The 15,848-nt window shown below is 61.7% G+C and carries 17 protein-coding genes; 12 read left to right on the plus strand and 5 right to left on the minus strand.

What is annotated here, in order from left to right:
* The first annotated feature begins 148 nt into the window (after positions 1 to 148).
* The 5 genes from JCM25146_RS13625 to JCM25146_RS13640 all read left to right on the plus strand — a co-directional run bounded on the left by JCM25146_RS13625 (position 149) and on the right by JCM25146_RS13640 (position 3,940).
* Positions 149 to 1,690 carry a DegQ family serine endoprotease gene (locus JCM25146_RS13625; protein WP_025828689.1) on the plus strand — a complete coding sequence of 514 codons (1,542 nt, stop codon included), beginning with the start codon at positions 149 to 151 and terminating at the stop codon, positions 1,688 to 1,690.
* A gap of 55 nt (positions 1,691 to 1,745) precedes the next feature.
* A complete protein-coding gene (locus JCM25146_RS24145) occupies positions 1,746 to 2,243 on the plus strand; it encodes an FUSC family protein (RefSeq protein WP_242401142.1) in 498 nt (165 codons plus the stop codon).
* Positions 2,195 to 2,773 (plus strand): hypothetical protein, encoded by a 579-nt coding sequence (locus JCM25146_RS24150; protein WP_242401143.1) that lies wholly within the window; start codon positions 2,195 to 2,197, stop codon positions 2,771 to 2,773. The genes JCM25146_RS24145 and JCM25146_RS24150 overlap by 49 nt, the downstream gene beginning before the upstream one ends.
* Before the next feature lie 55 nt (positions 2,774 to 2,828).
* Entirely contained in the window at positions 2,829 to 3,032 is a 204-nt protein-coding gene (locus JCM25146_RS19570) for a hypothetical protein (RefSeq protein ID WP_035372699.1), read from the plus strand.
* Positions 3,033 to 3,256: 224 nt separating this feature from the next.
* A complete protein-coding gene (locus tag JCM25146_RS13640; RefSeq protein WP_025828690.1) occupies positions 3,257 to 3,940 on the plus strand; it encodes a hypothetical protein in 684 nt (227 codons plus the stop codon).
* A 102-nt stretch (positions 3,941 to 4,042) separates the two neighbouring features.
* Here the strand turns inward: JCM25146_RS13640 and ilvD are convergent, their stop codons facing one another.
* Positions 4,043 to 5,911, minus strand: coding sequence for a dihydroxy-acid dehydratase (gene ilvD, locus JCM25146_RS13645; RefSeq protein WP_025828692.1), 1,869 nt, complete (start codon positions 5,909 to 5,911; stop codon positions 4,043 to 4,045).
* A gap of 328 nt (positions 5,912 to 6,239) precedes the next feature.
* Here ilvD and pstC point away from each other — a divergent pair, with 328 nt between their 5' ends.
* The 4 genes from pstC to phoU are packed head-to-tail and all read left to right on the plus strand — an operon-like array spanning position 6,240 to position 9,677.
* Entirely contained in the window at positions 6,240 to 7,223 is a 984-nt protein-coding gene (pstC, locus tag JCM25146_RS13650) for a phosphate ABC transporter permease subunit PstC (RefSeq protein WP_025828694.1), read from the plus strand.
* 2 nt (positions 7,224 to 7,225) lie between these two features.
* Positions 7,226 to 8,101 carry a phosphate ABC transporter permease PstA gene (pstA, locus tag JCM25146_RS13655; RefSeq protein ID WP_025828696.1) on the plus strand — a complete coding sequence of 292 codons (876 nt, stop codon included), beginning with the start codon at positions 7,226 to 7,228 and terminating at the stop codon, positions 8,099 to 8,101.
* The gene (gene pstB, locus JCM25146_RS13660) at positions 8,098 to 8,928 is read left to right on the plus strand and encodes a phosphate ABC transporter ATP-binding protein PstB (protein ID WP_025828697.1); all 831 of its coding nucleotides are present in this window, start codon (positions 8,098 to 8,100) and stop codon (positions 8,926 to 8,928) included. The genes pstA and pstB overlap by 4 nt, the downstream gene beginning before the upstream one ends.
* Before the next feature lie 32 nt (positions 8,929 to 8,960).
* Positions 8,961 to 9,677, plus strand: coding sequence for a phosphate signaling complex protein PhoU (gene phoU, locus JCM25146_RS13665; protein ID WP_025828699.1), 717 nt, complete (start codon positions 8,961 to 8,963; stop codon positions 9,675 to 9,677).
* A 233-nt stretch (positions 9,678 to 9,910) separates the two neighbouring features.
* Here phoU and JCM25146_RS13670 read toward each other — a convergent pair whose 3' ends face one another.
* Genes JCM25146_RS13670 through JCM25146_RS19575 form a run of 3 tightly spaced genes read right to left on the minus strand, consistent with a single transcriptional unit; the run spans position 9,911 to position 12,178 of the window.
* Positions 9,911 to 10,798, minus strand: a complete 888-nt coding sequence (locus JCM25146_RS13670) for an SDR family oxidoreductase (protein ID WP_025828701.1) — start codon at positions 10,796 to 10,798, stop codon at positions 9,911 to 9,913.
* A gap of 37 nt (positions 10,799 to 10,835) precedes the next feature.
* Entirely contained in the window at positions 10,836 to 11,174 is a 339-nt protein-coding gene (locus tag JCM25146_RS24155; protein WP_242401144.1) for a hypothetical protein, read from the minus strand.
* The gene (locus JCM25146_RS19575) at positions 11,168 to 12,178 is read right to left on the minus strand and encodes a hypothetical protein (RefSeq protein WP_242401145.1); all 1,011 of its coding nucleotides are present in this window, start codon (positions 12,176 to 12,178) and stop codon (positions 11,168 to 11,170) included. Before JCM25146_RS19575 ends, JCM25146_RS24155 begins: the two co-directional genes overlap by 7 nt.
* A 203-nt stretch (positions 12,179 to 12,381) precedes the next feature.
* Between JCM25146_RS19575 and rplM the strand changes: the two genes are divergently transcribed.
* Positions 12,382 to 12,858, plus strand: a complete 477-nt coding sequence (gene rplM, locus JCM25146_RS13680) for a 50S ribosomal protein L13 (protein WP_025828702.1) — start codon at positions 12,382 to 12,384, stop codon at positions 12,856 to 12,858.
* A gap of 4 nt (positions 12,859 to 12,862) precedes the next feature.
* Complete coding sequence (rpsI, locus tag JCM25146_RS13685; protein WP_025828704.1) at positions 12,863 to 13,351, plus strand: 30S ribosomal protein S9; 489 nt, start codon at positions 12,863 to 12,865, stop codon at positions 13,349 to 13,351.
* A 105-nt stretch (positions 13,352 to 13,456) separates the two neighbouring features.
* Here rpsI and JCM25146_RS13690 read toward each other — a convergent pair whose 3' ends face one another.
* Entirely contained in the window at positions 13,457 to 14,956 is a 1,500-nt protein-coding gene (locus JCM25146_RS13690) for a S10 family peptidase (protein WP_035372700.1), read from the minus strand.
* A 232-nt stretch (positions 14,957 to 15,188) separates the two neighbouring features.
* Between JCM25146_RS13690 and JCM25146_RS13695 the strand changes: the two genes are divergently transcribed.
* Complete coding sequence (locus JCM25146_RS13695; protein WP_025828707.1) at positions 15,189 to 15,665, plus strand: hypothetical protein; 477 nt, start codon at positions 15,189 to 15,191, stop codon at positions 15,663 to 15,665.
* Positions 15,666 to 15,848 lie beyond the last annotated feature (183 nt).

Below are 15,848 nucleotides of genomic sequence, written 5' to 3' on the forward strand. Positions count from 1 at the left end.
GCCGTGGGCAGGCCCCGTGGCCACCCCACGGCCTACAGGGGGCAGGCGGGCTAGGGGGAGCGGGGTGCTTGCCGTTTGGGCGCACCATGAATAACCTGATGCGCGTTGTTTATGCTTTGGTCTTGTTCCGGCAGAAGTTGTGTTGTTCATGCGTGTGTCCCTCCGCCTGCTCTGCTCTGTTTCCCTCTCCTCCCTGCTGGTGGCGGGGCTTGGCGTCTGTGCACCTGCGCATGCGGCGCAGGAACCTGCTCCCATACCTGCTCCGGCGGTAGTGGTCGCAGGAGGGCACGCCCCCGACAGCTTTGCGGACCTTGCGGCCCGCCTGCTGCCTGCGGTGGTGAACGTGTCCACCACCCAGACCGTGCGCGAGGCGGATTCGGAGGAGGATGACGAGGACGACCAGCTCCCCCAGATGCCCAACTTCCCTCAGGGCTCCCCGTTCGAGAAGTTCTTCCATGACTTCATGAATCGCCAGACAGACCCCAACGCCCCACCCCGGCGGATGCAGGCTCTGGGGTCGGGCTTTATTATTGACCCCACGGGCTACATCGTCACCAACAACCATGTGATCCGTAAGGCCGACCGCATTACCGTGACCTTGCAGGACAATACGGTGCTCAGTGCCCACGCTGTCGGGCATGATGACCGCACGGATCTGGCCCTGCTCAAGGTGGACAGCAAAAAGCCGCTTCCCTTTGTCAGCTTTGGTGACAGCGAACACCACCGGGTGGGGGACTGGGTTTTGGCCATTGGCAACCCGTTTGGCCTGTCTGGTACGGTGACGGCGGGCATTATCTCTTCCCGCGGGCGCAATATCGACCAAGGCCCGTATGATGACTTTATCCAGACCGATGCCCCCATCAACAAAGGCAATTCCGGCGGCCCGCTGTTTGATATGGATGGCAACGTCATTGGGGTGAACACCGCCATTTACTCCCCCTCCGGCGGGTCGGTGGGGATTGGCTTTTCCATCCCCTCGAACGAGGCGCGCAATGTGGTGGAACAGTTGCGCAAGAACGGCAAGGTCTCCCGCGGGTGGCTGGGTGTGCGTATCCAGAATGTCACGCAGGAGATTGCAGACGGGCTGGGCCTGAGCACGCCCACCGGCGCCCTTGTGGCCGGGGTGGAAAAAGGCGGCCCCGCCGACAAGGCCGGGCTTAAAACGGGCGATGTCATCCAGAGCCTTAACGGTCAGCCGGTGGAGGGCAAGGCCCTGCCGCGCCTGTCCGCCCAGCTCCCCGTTGGCACACAGGCCAAGCTGGGTCTGTGGCGGCATGGCAAGGTGATGGAGGTGCCCATTACCATAGGAGCCCTGCCCGAAGTGCAGGAGGAGGCCCCGGCCAAACCTGCAAGCCCCCCCAAATCCCCCGCATCGGTCAGCTTTGCGGACTTTGGCTTTACCGTTGGCCCGCTTGATGGGGCAGGACGGAGCAAATACAACCTGCCCACCAGCCTGAAAGGGGTTCTGGTCACCAGTGTCAAACCCGATGGCACGGCGGCTGACCGGGGGCTGAAGGAAGGGGATGTGATTACCGAGGTACAGCAGGCCGAAGTGGCCACCCCCGCAGCACTGCGGCAGCGGATAGATGCGGCACGCAAGGCCAAAAAGCGCTCGGTCCTTTTGCTGGTGCATGATGCGGACGGCCTGCGCTGGATTCCCTTCCCCCTGAGCGCGGAGGACGCGCCCTGATTGCACTGCTAACGGGCAGACGCACGCCTGTGCTGGATGTGGGGCGGTATTGCCCATGGCTTGCACGGTGCTGAGCAACGCCACCGTGTGCCAGACCGTGCGCCTGCTCAGCGCCGTGGGGCTTGCGGGGTTTGTCGCATGGCTGACCAACCTGCAAGAACCCGGCTGGGCGCTGATAACGTCGGTCATTGTGACCCAGAACAGTATTACGGACACAATCTCCAAGGGGCGTGACCAGCTTGTGGGTACGCTCATCGGGGCTACGGTCAGTATTGTCCCCATTACGTTGCTCATGTTCGCGCACTGGCCGGTGTGGATGGCGTTCACTATTGCGTTTGTGCCGCTGGCCATTCTGGTGTCCTGGAAGCCGGAGGCCCGCATGGGCGTGGTCACACTTATGGTGGCCATTCTCTTCCCCACCGACAACGACCCCTACCTGCGCCCGATCGAGCGCGTACTCGCTATTTTAATCGGGGTTGGCTCGGGTACGCTGGTCACTTACGCGTGCTGCATGAACAGGCCCGGCGGGATGCATTCCGTAACGCGGCCCTGACGGTGCGCCAGATTGTGGCCATGCTGCAAAAGGCCCGCACGGGGCATGTGGAATGGTCGGTCATTCAGGACATGAATGACGAGTGTGCGGCCTCCTTGCGCAAGGTGCAGGCTGCACTGGAGGAAGCACGGCGTGAACACTGGCGTCCGCTGGATGAGCGCGACCCCATGCTGGCCCGCCTGCCAGCGCGGATACGGCAGTTGCAGATGGATGCACTGGTCGTGGCCCGCGCCATTCTGGTGCTGCCCCAGAGTGCCACGGTGGAGGAGTTGGAACACGCTGCCAGCGTGCGCGCGGGTATGCTGCGTGGTTTCCAGTGGATTATCCAGCGGTGCGAGAGCGAGGCCGTGGCCCGCACGGGGGATGAATACCGCATAGCGGCCGAGGTTATGGCGGCCCTGCCGGTGGAAAACGACACAACAGACCCGATCATCCGCTTTGTGGTGGGTATTCTGCTGACCGATCTGCGCCAGCTTATCCAGCTTCTGGGTGAGGATGACGCGGAGCGTACGTCCCCCGTCACGCGCTAGGCTCTGGTGGGTCCATCAGTATTTTGCGCGGCAGGCATGAGGTGGGGCGGCAGTTATGGGTGCCAGATGGCATGACGTGGCCCACCAATTACGCTACAACAGATACGAAACGCCCGACCCGTGTTGGGTGGAACCCCATATTGAGGATGCTCAAGACATGGCAAAATGCCCCAAGTCCCCCTGTGCACGTGGTATTCTGGCTCTGGGCCTGATTGCAGCGGTTGTATACTTCATCCGCAAAAAGAAGTGCTGCGGCTAAACCCGCCTCGGGCCTGTTCCTGAACACCCGAGACACGGCAAAAACCCGTCTGGCTCCCCAGACGGGTTTTTTTTGTGGCGGAGGGGGCTCCCATGCCGGAGCAGACGCAAATACGCCACGCAAGACCGTGGGTTGTGTTATGGTGTGGGCGTTGTATCACTGCCGGTAACACATCTGGCCTGGCGCAGTCCGCCTCAGGCTTCTGACGGAAAGGATTGAGAGTGTTGCATCCTCTTGTTTCCCGCTTTTCCTCCAAGGCTGCGGCGTCTGTTGCGGCCTGTGCCCTCGGTTTTGCCGGGCTGGCCACACTGGCCGCCCCAACGGCTGCCCACGCGCAGGCTTCTGTTCTGCTCAAGAGCCAGGAAGCCACTGCAGTGGTGGAAAGCGTTGACCGCGATGCGCGTGAACTGCTGCTGCGTGAAGGCAATGGCCACCTGCTGACCATTGAATATGGTACGGCGGTCAAGGACGTGCCCCACCTGCATGAAGGTGACGAGCTGAAAATCCAGTTCGTGGAAACGCTGGGTGCCCAGCTTGCTCCCCCGGGCAGCCCGCTGCCCGAATCCACACTGACCACGGCCCGTGGCTTTGTGCATGGTCACCCGCGCGGCATTATTGCGGCCTTTAACCGCGAGCGCGCTACAATCAAGACCATTGATCTGGCATCGAGCACCATTTCCTTCACCACGGAGGGGGATGACTCCCTGCATGTGGCCGCACTCAAGACCAAGGCCATGCAGGACTTCCTCAAAACCCTTAAGGTTGGGGATGTGGTGGATATTACCCGTGCCGAATCCATTACCTACATTGTGACCAACAAGGTTGTGCCCCAGCCTGTACCCGCAACACCCCAACTCGCTGCTCCGGCGGGGGATGTGGTGGCTCCGGCACCCGCAGCCGGGCAGTAAACCGGCGGGGCCTGTCTGGGCCTGCGGGTAAGCCGCTTTTTATAAAAAACCCCGCAAGGCCTATGCCCTGCGGGGTTTTTTATTGGTGGGCGCTGCCTTGCCTTACCGTGGGGTGCGGCGGGTGAGCTGGCTTACGTCACGTACTGCGCCGCGTGCTGCGCTGGTGGTCAGGGCCGCATAGGCCTTGAGCGCGTTGGAGACCACGCGCTCGCGCTTGGGCTGCCATGCCTGATCGCCCAGATCATCCATGCGCGCACGGCGGTCGGAGAGCACGCTGTCTGCCACAGCCACGGACAGGCGGCGGTTGGGGATGTCGATCTCGATCGTGTCCCCTTCTTCCACCAGCCCGATAACCCCACCTTCACCCGCTTCTGGCGAGATGTGACCAATGGACAGGCCCGAGCTGCCGCCAGAAAAACGGCCATCGGTAATGAGCGCGCATTTTTCCGCCAGTCCCTTGGATTTAAGGTAGCTGGTGGGGTACAGCATTTCCTGCATGCCGGGGCCACCCTTGGGGCCTTCGTAGCGGATCAGCACCACATCGCCGGGGTTGATTCTGTTGCCCAGAATGGCGGAAACCGCGTCATCCTGACTTTCAAAAATCCGGGCCGGACCGGAGAATGTCTCAAGCCCTGCGGCAACGCCTGCGGTTTTAACAATCGCACCATCCTCGGCCAGATTGCCGTAGAGCACGCACAGCCCGCCGTCCTGATTATAGGCATGGGCACCATCGCGGATGGCGCCGTTGCTCTGGTCCGTGTCCGGCGTTTTATAGGTGCTGGACTGCGAGAACGCGACCGTTGTGCGCACGCCGCCGGGGGCTGCGCTAAAGAATTCACGCGCCGCTGTGCGGTTCTCGGCTCCGGGGGCGCGGATGTCCCATTTATCCAGTGCTTCGGGCAGGCTGGCGGCGTGGACCATGCCCACATCACGGTGCAGCAGACCCAGCCGGTCCAGCTCGCCCATAATCGCGGGAATACCGCCTGCGCGGTGTACGTCCTCCATGTGCACATCCGCGCGGGAGGGCGAGACCTTGCACAGATGCGGCACCTTGCGGGACAGGCGGTCAATGTCCTGCATGGTAAAGGGTACGGCCCCCTCGTGGGCTGCGGCCAGCAGGTGCAGCACCGTGTTGGTGGAGCCACCCATGGCAATATCCACCGACATGGCGTTCTCAAACGCGGCCATGCTGGCAATGCTGCGGGGCAGGACGGAGGTATCGTCCTGCTCGTAGTAGCGGCGGGCAAGGTCCACAATGCGGTGGCCTGCCTCTACAAACAGGTTGCGGCGGGCGGCGTGGGTGGCCACAAGGCTGCCGTTGCCGGGCAGGGACAGGCCAAGGGCCTCGGTCAGGCAGTTCATGGAATTGGCGGTGAACATGCCCGAACAGGAGCCACAGGTGGGGCAGGCCGAGCGCTCGATGGCAAGGGAGTCGGACTCGCTCACGCCCGGGCTTGCTGCTGCGACCATGGAGGTCACAAGGTCTGCGCGCTGTTCAATGTCATTCAGCGTTACGCGGCCTGCTTCCATCGGGCCACCGGAGACAAAAATGACCGGAATGTTCAGCCGCATGGAGGCCATGAGCATGCCCGGCGTGATCTTGTCGCAGTTGCTGATGCACACAATGGCGTCCGCGCAGTGGGCGTTGACCATGTATTCCACCGCATCGGCAATCAGCTCGCGCGAGGGCAGGCTGTACAGCATGCCGCCGTGGCCCATGGCAATGCCGTCATCCACGGCAATGGTGTTGAACTCGCGGCCAATGCCACCGGCCTCGGCTATGGCCTCGCACACAAGCTGGCCCATGTCCTTGAGGTGTACATGGCCGGGTACGAACTGGGTAAAGGAGTTGGCGACGGCAATAATGGGCTTGCCAAAGTCGGAGTCTTTTACACCGGTTGCACGCCACAGGCTGCGGGCGCCTGCCATGTTGCGCCCGTGGGTGGTGGTGCGTGATCGGTAGCCGGCCATTATGGGGTCTCTCTGCTGTAATGCTTGGGTCAAGCAGTATATCATGGGGCATGTGCGGTGGTTCAACCGCCATGGAGCGTGGGCACATTACGCCACATTGTGCTGGCTGTCAGGGCTGGATTATGCAGAAATGCGCAGGCAGGTACCCGCTTGCCGGGGGGCAAACATGCGCAGCGTCGATCCGTTATTGGTCAATGTCCCTGATAACACTACAGTTTTGTGACAAAACTCTGTTTAAGGGGACTTTCATGGGGTCTTCGTGTTGCAGGAGCGGACGGCGTTCAGTATTTCTCGCCCCATCCGGCTGATAGTTCGGAACGGAGAGCAGATGGAAATTCCCGCACGGCAGTCCCTGCCCGCGATGAAAAAGGCCCCTTCCCATCAGGGAGGGCAAAAGGGCGACCCCGCCTTCAGGCTTCTGGTTACGGCAACAGGTGTTGGCGTGCTGGTTGTGCTGGGTGCCATTATCGCCGTTATGGTGAGTGGTGGCTGGAAGGCGTTTTCAACCTTTGGTCCGGGCTTTCTGGTTTCCGCAGTATGGAATCCGGTCACGCAACATTTTGGGGCGGCAGCCCCGGTTTTTGGCACCGTTATCAGCAGTGCGCTTGCGCTGCTTGTTGCCGTGCCGCTGGCTTTTGGCACCGCCTTCTGGCTGACTGCCCTTGCGCCACCTTCGGCTGCGGCAGTCATTGGCATGGCCGTGCAGCTTCTGGCGGCCGTGCCGTCCATTATTTTTGGCATGTGGGGCTTTTTTGTGGTGGTGCCTGTGGTGGCGCATTATGTGCAGCCCGCTGCCCGCCAGCTACTGGGCCATGTGCCCGGCCTGTCCGCCCTTGTGGCGGGGGCACCCTTTGGTACGGGGCTGTTTACGGCCGCCCTTATTCTGGCGGTCATGATTACCCCCTCCATTACCGCCGTCATGCGCGACGTGTTCCTGTCCATGCCCACGGTGCTGCGTGAGAGCGGGTACGGCCTTGGCGCTACCCGGTGGGAGGTCATGCGCCATGTGGTGCTCCCATGGTCGCGTCAGGGGGTTGTGGGTGGCATTGTGCTGGGCATGGGCCGCGCCATGGGTGAGACCATGGCCGTGACCTTTGTGATCGGGGATAGCAACCACATTGGCTGGTCCTTGTTTGCACCGGCCAACACCATTGCCTCGCTGATCGCCCTTGAATTCCCCGAAAGCCCGGCAGGGAGCCTCAAACTGGCGGCCCTTATGGCTCTGGGGGCCATTCTTATGGCCATATCCTTTGTAACACTCTGGTTCTCCCGCTGGCTGCTGGCCCGTGGCGAACAGGCAGCAGGACGTTAAGGATGAAGGCGAACAATACCCTCATGCGCGCGGATCGCTCCGCATCGCTCCTGTGGCGGCGGCATATCTGCGACAAACTGGCAACCGGCCTGAGCTGGCTGGGTATGCTGATCGTGGTGTTCATGCTCGGCTCCATCCTGTGGACCCTGTTCAAAAACGGTCTGGCAGGCATGAGCGTGCACCTGTTCACCATGTCCATGGCAGCACCGGGGCAACCCGGTGGTCTGGCCAACGCCATTGTGGGCAGCCTGATCCAGACCGGGCTTGCCATTCTCATTGGTGCGCCAGCCGGGCTGATGACCGGCATCTATCTGGCTGAATACGGCACAACCAGCCGCATGGCACGCATTGTGCGTTTTGTGTCGGACATGCTGCTCTCGGCCCCGTCCATCCTGATCGGCCTGTTCATTTACATGATGCTGGTTGTCCCGTTCGGGCATTTTTCCGGTCTGTCTGGTGCTGTGGCGCTGGCCATTCTGGCCATGCCCATTGTGGTCCGCACGACCGAGGACATGCTGCGTCTGGTGCCGGTTGCCATGCGCGAGGCAGGTATTGCACTGGGTGCGCCCAAATGGCGGGTTATCCTGTTTATCTGCGTACGTGCAGTGCGGGCCGGTATTATGACCGGTGTGCTGCTGGCCGTGGCCCGCGTTGCGGGTGAGACCGCACCGCTGCTGTTTACCTCGCTCGGCAACTCCGAATGGTCACTGGACCTTGGCCGCCCCATGGCCAGCCTGCCCGTAGCCATCTACCAGTACGCAGGATCTGCTTATCAGGACTGGATGCAGCAGGCATGGACCGGCGCGCTGCTGGTCACACTGGGTGTGCTTATCATTAATATTGTAGTGCGGGTCGGAACCCGCGGAGGACGGTCATGAGCATAGAGGTTCCCGTAAAGACGGCAGGCATGACCCAACCGGATACAGCAGCCCCCGCAAAGGAGGCTCCACACCCCGTAGCCATGCAGGTCAAGGGGCTGAACTTCTATTACGGCACGTCCCATGCGCTGCATGACATCTCGCTCGATTTCCCCGAGCGCAGTGTTACGGGCATGATCGGCCCGTCAGGCTGTGGCAAATCCACGCTGCTGCGCGTGCTCAACCGGATGTATGACCTGTACCCCGGCCAGCGCGCCACGGGCGAGGTGATTTTTGACAAACAGAACATCCTCAACTCCGGGGTGGACCTGAACGTCCTGCGTTCGCGCATTGGCATGGTGTTCCAAAAGCCAACGCCTTTCCCCATGTCCATTTACGACAACATCGCCTTTGGCATCCGTTTGCATGAGCGTGTCTCCCGCTCCGAAATGGACGGACGGGTGGAGGATGCCCTGCGCCGCGTGGCCCTGTGGCCAGAGGTACAGGACCGGCTGAGTGCTTCGGCTACCGCCCTGTCGGGTGGTCAGCAGCAGCGCCTGTGCATTGCCCGTACCATTGCCGTGCGCCCGGAAGTGATTTTGCTCGACGAGCCGACAAGTGCGCTCGACCCGGTCTCCACCGCCCGGATCGAGGAACTGCTGGACGAGCTTAAAACCGAGTTCACCATCGCCATTGTCACGCACAATATGCAGCAGGCTGCGCGTTGTGCGGATCAGGTGGCGTTTTTCTACATGGGGCGGCTGATCGAGGTGGACAGCACCGCACGCATGTTTACCACCCCGCGTGAGCAGCAGACGCAGGATTACATCACAGGCCGGTTTGGCTGAGGCCATCAGGGTAAGGCACGGAGGAAAGCGTTATGGGCAACGAACCCGCACATACCATTACCCGCTACGATCAGGAGCTTGATCGGCTGCGTGGCATTGTGGCGCGCATGGGTGGTCTGGTGGAGCGGCAGACCGCTCAGGCCATTACCGCCGTGGTGAACCAGAATGAAGAAGCCGCTCTGGAACCCCCAGAGCTGGACCCGGAAGTGGATGCGCTTGAGCGCGAGGCCGAAATGCTGGCCATCCGCATTCTGGCCCTGCGCGCACCCATGGCTGTGGACCTACGCGTGATTGTGGCCGTGCTCAAGATGAGCGGCGACCTTGAGCGGATCGGGGATTACGCCTCCTCCATCGCACGGCGTGCAGGCAAGGTAGAGGTGCTCGATGGGGCCATCTCCTTCAGCGCACTGCGGGCCATGGCCCGTCTGGTGCAGGAAAACCTGCACATGGCCGTGGAATCCATGGTCGAGAACGACGCCGAGCGCGCGCAGGAAGTGTGGAAGGCCGACACCGCGGTGGACGAACTCTACACCACCATGTTCCGCGAACTGGTTACATACATGATGGAAGACCCCCGCAAGATCGGGCCGTGCATCCATCTGCTGTTCGTGGCCAAGAACCTTGAGCGGATCGGGGACCACGCAACCAACATTGCCGAGCGCGTATATTACGCGGTTACGGGGGAAATGCTGCCATCCGTGCGTCCGCGCGGTGGGGCTGCACGCACCAATATCGAACAGCCCGAATAAGCGTTTGCTGTCAGGCTGGTCCGTGCGCCTTTTTGGGGGCACGGGCAAGAATAGGCGGGCATTCTGGCGTAACAACGCCGGGGTGCCCGTTTTTTATTGGCCCGGGTGTGGGGCTGCGCCATCTCTGCCCGGTTGTGTGAGCGCCTCGGTGATGAGCCCGGTGATTGGTTGCGGGAGCGCGGGTGAGGTGATCTGGTGGAGGGTCGTCAGGTCGCGGGGCGCACAGCCGTAGTTTACGCGCTGTATGTGGGGTGGCCTGCGGCAAAAAACGTGTGGTGCAGCCCTTCTGCCAGCCCAATGGGCGCAACCCCCAGCATTGTGCGCATGGGGGTAATATCAAAATTCTTGTTTTCCAGCAGACGGCGTATTTCGTCCGGGCCAATGCGGGGCAGGCCCGGTATGTGTGCTGCCACGCGGGCTGCCAGCATCAGCAGCGCTGCGGGTACGGGCAGGGCCGGGCGTGGTGCAAGCCCCGCCGCCTGCGCCACCATGGCAACAAACTGCCGGTAGGGTACGGCATCGGCTCCGGCAATAACCATGCTGTGCGGCCCGTCCCACGCACGGTTGAGTGCTGCCAGAATACTGGCTGTTACGTCGCCCTGCCAGACCGGCTGGACCAGTGCGCGCCCACCGCCGGGGAGGGGTGTAAAGGGGAGGTAACGCAGCAGGACGGCCAGCCGCTGCACGTTGTTTTCGCCCTGTGCGCCATAAATCATGGTGGGGTGCAGAATAACGCCAGAACGCCCCGAGGCCAGCAGAGCCCGCTCCCCGAGCAGCACACCATTGCCGTGGGCATCTGGCCAGCGGGTAAACTTGCGGGTGCTGCCAAGGCAGACAAGCCGCGCCGTAGGGGGGGCTGCGGCCAGCAGGGCAGGAATGGTGCGGGCATGGGCTGTGCAGACAATCCGCGTGGCGTCGGCCAGTGCCGCGCGCAGGGGGGCTGCCGGGCCGTTCAGGTCCGCCACACGCAGGTTTTTCAGGCCCTTGGCTTTGGCAGGGTTGCGGGCAATGGGCACGACCGGTGTGCCCAGCATGGCCAGTGCGCGGCACACAGCCTGCCCTGACCGGCCCGTAGCCCCAATAACATGCACAGGGTGTGCGTTGGTGGAGGAAGAACGCATGGTGCCTGCCTGCTGCCAGAGTGTCTGGTGCAAAAACTCAGTGCGCCTGCACTGAAAGCCCGATTTGTTTTGCCAGTTCCGGCATGGAGGCAAGGTTGCCCAGTGTGGCCACCACCTGCATGAGCGGCATGGGCTGGTCGGGCTTTATGCCGATGCTCAGCGTCTGTTTGCCCGGATTGCCCAGCCAGCGGAAGAATCCGGCATAGGCGGGGTTCTGCGCCGTAGCGGACTGGGACTGGACAAAGGCCACAAAAGCCTGTGGCGGCAGGCCACGGGCGGCGGCTATAGCCCCCAGCGCTCTGGGTACAAGACCGTGGTCAATATAGTTCATGGTCATGGAGATGACCTGCATATCCGCGTTATTGCCGTTCAGCATGGAGCAGAGGCCGCCTGCGTGAACTCCCCGTTGATGTGCAGCCGCCCCATGTTGGCGGAGTCGATGCTAAAGGTCTCCACGTGCAATGTGCCGGTTTTGGGGGTGTAGGTGTCATTGAGCACCACATTGCCCACAAAATGGTCATACCCGAGCGAGGGCAGCCAGCCCATGTTGGGCACGTCTGGCCGTAGTTCCAGCTCCTGTATGCTGGAGACTTCCTGCTCCGTGGCATCGGTGTGGGTGGCGTGGGAGAGCACACGCTTGGCCCGCATGAGCGGTGTGGTGCCGTCCATGCTCAGCCGGTCGATGGTAATGTCACGCGTGCTGCTGGGGTGGGCGGTGTAGGGCGCACCCGTGGTCAGGCTTGTATAAAGGTCGGCCAGTGCCACGCCATCCACCACAATGGAGTCGGCATGGGCATGCCGGGGGGGCGCTACATCGGTGGAGAGGCTCACGTTGCGGGCCTGAAGGTGCGAGGCCTCGTTGGCGCCAAAATTGTCCATGACGGCGGTATCGGCCGCAATGTCCGATTGCAGGGCGCTGGCAAACCCGTGCAGCCCGGTGGCCTGCACGTGGCCAATGCTCAGGCTCTGCATGGTGGGGGCGGCGGGGTCCTCCGTGCGGGTGGGCAGCGCCAGATCGTCCATTTCGACCGTGGCAAGGTGCAGGCTGCCCGCAGGGTCGGCAAGCTGGAAGTTGCGGAAGCTCAGGTGGTGGATCCGCGTTACGTCGGAATCCTGCGTGTCAGGCTTGCTCAGTTCCGCCTCGTCCGCGGTCATCGTTTCCGGCCCCTGGCGGAAGACCAGCCCGTAAAAGCGCACGCTGCGGCCCAGCAGGCCGGGTTTTGCCCGCGTATAGGTAAAGGAGACATCCGGTCCGAGCGCCTGCTTGAAGCGCTCGATCCCTTTATCCACCATGACACGCTCCGCGTGGTGGGCACCAAACCATGCGATCCCGCCAAGAATGGCAATGCCCGAGACCGTGACAAGAACGTTCTTCTTCACGCGTTGGAAATCCTGCTGTTTGCACCACAGCCTTCTGCTTTAGTGCATGCGGGGGAGGCGGGCAAGCGGTGTCACGGTAACATGTTACCTAGAGAAAACTGCCTGAAAATACGGTCATTAAGTGCAAAAGCACTTGACGGTTGGATGCGCGCACATCATAAGGCGCCATCAATACGTAACTGTTCTCATATGGAATCAGTGTCATGAAGACCACCCTCTCGCTGAAGCCCGCGGAGGTGACGAAGAACTGGATCCTGATCGATGCCGAAGGTCTCGCTCTTGGTCGTCTCGCCGTCATCATCGCCACGCGCCTGCGCGGCAAGCACAAGCCTCAGTTCACCCCGCATGTAGATTGCGGCGACCACGTTGTTGTCATCAACGCCGAAAAAGTGGCGCTGACCGGCAACAAGGCGAGCCAGAAGCTTTTCCACTACCACACCGGCTATGCTGGCGGCATCAAGACCCGTACGGTCACGCAGCGCCTGACCGGCAAGCACCCCGGCCACCTGGTTGAAAAAGCCGTTGAACGCATGATTACGCGTGGTCCGCTCCAGCGTGAGCAGATGCGCAACCTGCATGTGTATGCTGGCGCTGAACACCCCCACGGTGGTCAGACCCCCCAGGTGCTTGACGTTGCGGGCATGAACCGCAAGAACGTCGTTAACGCTCAGAAGGGCTGAGACAATGTCTGAAACTCAGGAACGCACAGGCACGCTGGCCGATCTGAAGACCGTTGCACCGGTTCTGGCCGATTCCGCTCCGGTTTACGAAGCAAAGCGTGACGCACAGGGCCGCTCCTATGCCACTGGCCGTCGTAAGGACGCCGTGGCCCGCGTATGGATCAAGCCGGGTAAAGGTGAAGTCACCGTTAACGGCCGTCCGGTTGTTCAGTATTTCGCACGCCCCGTGCTGCGTATGCTGCTCAGCCAGCCCTTCCTCGTATCCGACCGTTACAACCAGTTTGACGTGGTCTGCACCGTAACCGGTGGTGGTCTGTCCGGTCAGGCTGGTGCGGTCCGTCACGGCATCAGCCGTGCGCTGACCCACTACGAACCCGAACTGCGCAGCATCCTCAAGGCTGCTGGCTTCCTGACCCGCGATTCGCGTCAGGTTGAACGTAAAAAGTACGGTCGCGCCAAAGCCCGTCGTTCCTTCCAGTTCAGCAAGCGCTGATCCGGTACGGACTTCGGTTTTTCGTTCGGCAGGCGGGCGGGGGGATTTTGGTCCCCCCGCCCGTTTTGCGTTTGGGGCGCGCCGCCTGAGCGGCGCATGTGGCGCTCAGGGGGCGAGAAAGGTGCGGACATCACGCGCAAGGGCTGCGCGGCTGTCCGGGCGGGTGTAGAGCATGTGCCCACCGGGGTACACATGCAGCCCAATCCGCCCATGCCCTACGGGAATATGCTCCGCCACCCAGCGGGATGAGGCATAGGGGCAAACAAGGTCATACGCCCCGTTGGCAATGAACACCCGCAAGGTGGGGTTAATGGCCAGCAGGCGGCGCAGGGTGGGGATGGGCCGCACAATGGGGGCGTTGGTATCGCGGTAGTCCCATGCCTGACTGATGGCGTAGTTAAGCAGGTTGTAGCTTAGCTCTGTCTGGTAGCGCAGTTCGGTTGCGGCATACTGCTCAAAGGCGGTGCCATAGGCGTGGCCAAACCCGTCCAGCGTGGGTTCGGGGCTTTGGGCATTGTCCACCCCTTCAGGGAAGGGGTCGGCAATGGAGAGTGTGGCATCATACAGCGAGTACAGCCGCCCATCGCGGCTGCGAATGTCGTGTGCTTCGGGCCGGGGCATGCCGCGCTGTTTGGCAATAATGTCCTGCTCAATGCCGGTGTGGTTGGCTACGGCCTCGTAAAAATCATCGGCGGCATCGCCCGTAGGGGGTGTGCCTGCCAGCGTGCTCAGGTACGGCCCCACGGCGTACTGGTAGGCCTTGTCCAGATGCTGGCTCAGGTTCTCGGGGGTCAGCTTGTGCTGGAGTGCCAGATTGGCGGCTTCGAGCGAGGGCAGGACAAAGGCTTCGGCCAGAATGTCATTTTCCGTATCCAGCAGGGTCATATCCAGTGCCGGAGAGATCATGACAAGGCCGTTGAGCAGAAAGTTCTGGTCCTCGGCCAGTGCGTTGGCCACCTCTATGGCGCGCAGGCCGCCATAGCTTTCCCCCGCAAGGTAGCGGGGGGAGGTCAGGCGTTTGTTGGTGCTGGCCCAGAGCTGAATGGCCTTGGCAAAGGTTTTGGCATCCTGACGTACGCCATAAAACTGCTTGTCTGCCTGTTTGGGGTCGGTGGGGACTGACCAGCCTGTGCCCGGTGCATCCAAAAAGACCAGATCAGCAGCACCCAGCCAGCTTTCGGGGTTGGGTTTGATCTGGGCATTGGCCCCGTCGGCAGGGTTGCCGGTGGGGAAGTCGAGCATGACCGGCCCTGCCGCACCAAGGTGCAGGTAAGCGGTTGCCGCCCCCGGTCCCCCGTTAAAAAAATAGACGACCGGCCTGTGCGCAGGGTCTGCCCCGTCCCGCGTATAGGCGGTGTAGAACATGCGCGCCGTGGGCTTGCCCGCATCATCACGCAGGGTCAGCGTGCCTGCGGTTGCGGTGTAGGTCATTTTTTGCCCACCAAAGGTGCCGTTGTGGTGGGTGATGGAATCCTTGGGCAGCAGGGCGGCGGCATCGTGGAACGTGTCTGCGCCATCGGGCGTCTGGCTGGCCTGTGTGGCCTCGGCTTTGGCGGGTGTGGTTGGGGGCGCGGCAAGGGCGGAGGTGGACAGGCACAAAGCCATGCAAAGGGGCAGACCTGTCCACAGGCCAGCGCGTATGGGGGTGCGGTGGTGCGGTCTTGGGTGTGTGGTCAAGATTGGGTCTTCCTTTGTGGGCTTCCGGTCTGTAGCCATGCTGCGTGTGCAAACGTGTTCCTGCAAGGGTGGGGTGGACTATTTTTTGCCTCAATCGCATGTCTTACACATAACCGAATGTTCGCGCTGTGAGGGCGTGGAACACAGGAAAGGAATATTGATGTTCTCTATTCGGAAAATTGCGCTTCTGGGCCTGCCTCTGGTCGCCTTTACGGGTGCAGCATCTGTAGCGCATGCCGATCCGTGCCTGTCGCTGAGCGGGTGCATCCAGCAGGATGTTTCCAATCAGGTGAGTTCTGCCAAGGATTCCGCCAAGAACTCAGGCAACCAGCTGGTGAATGGCGTACGCGATCAGGCCAAGCAGCGCTGGAACAATGCGACCGAAGCCGAGCGTGAAAAACTGCTCGCCAAAGGTGGCGCACTGACCAGCACGGGCGCAAACGCGACAGAAAAGCTGAACAATGCGGAAAAAACCGTAAAGGAACGCTGGAACAACGCGAGCACGGCTGAACGCCAGAAGATTCTGGCTCAGGGCAAAAAGCTGACCAACACGAGCGACAGCATCCATAACGCAGAAAAAAATGCGCAGGACCGCGTGAAAAAAGCAACGACCCTGCCGTCGCTGCCTTCTCTCTAAAATTGGGTAGGGCTGCGGGCTTAGGTCCGGAGCATAAAAAAAGGCTGCTTCCCTAACCGGGAGCAGCCTTTTTTGTATCCCCACCCTTGGTGGGTGGGGAGCGGTATTACTTGCGCTTGCGTGAGGATGCGCCAGTCTTGCCTGCAGGCGGGCCTTTGCGGTCAAAATTGGCGCGGCCTTTGG

This window comes from Acetobacter okinawensis JCM 25146 (assembly GCF_000613865.1).
Classification (GTDB): domain Bacteria; phylum Pseudomonadota; class Alphaproteobacteria; order Acetobacterales; family Acetobacteraceae; genus Acetobacter; species Acetobacter okinawensis.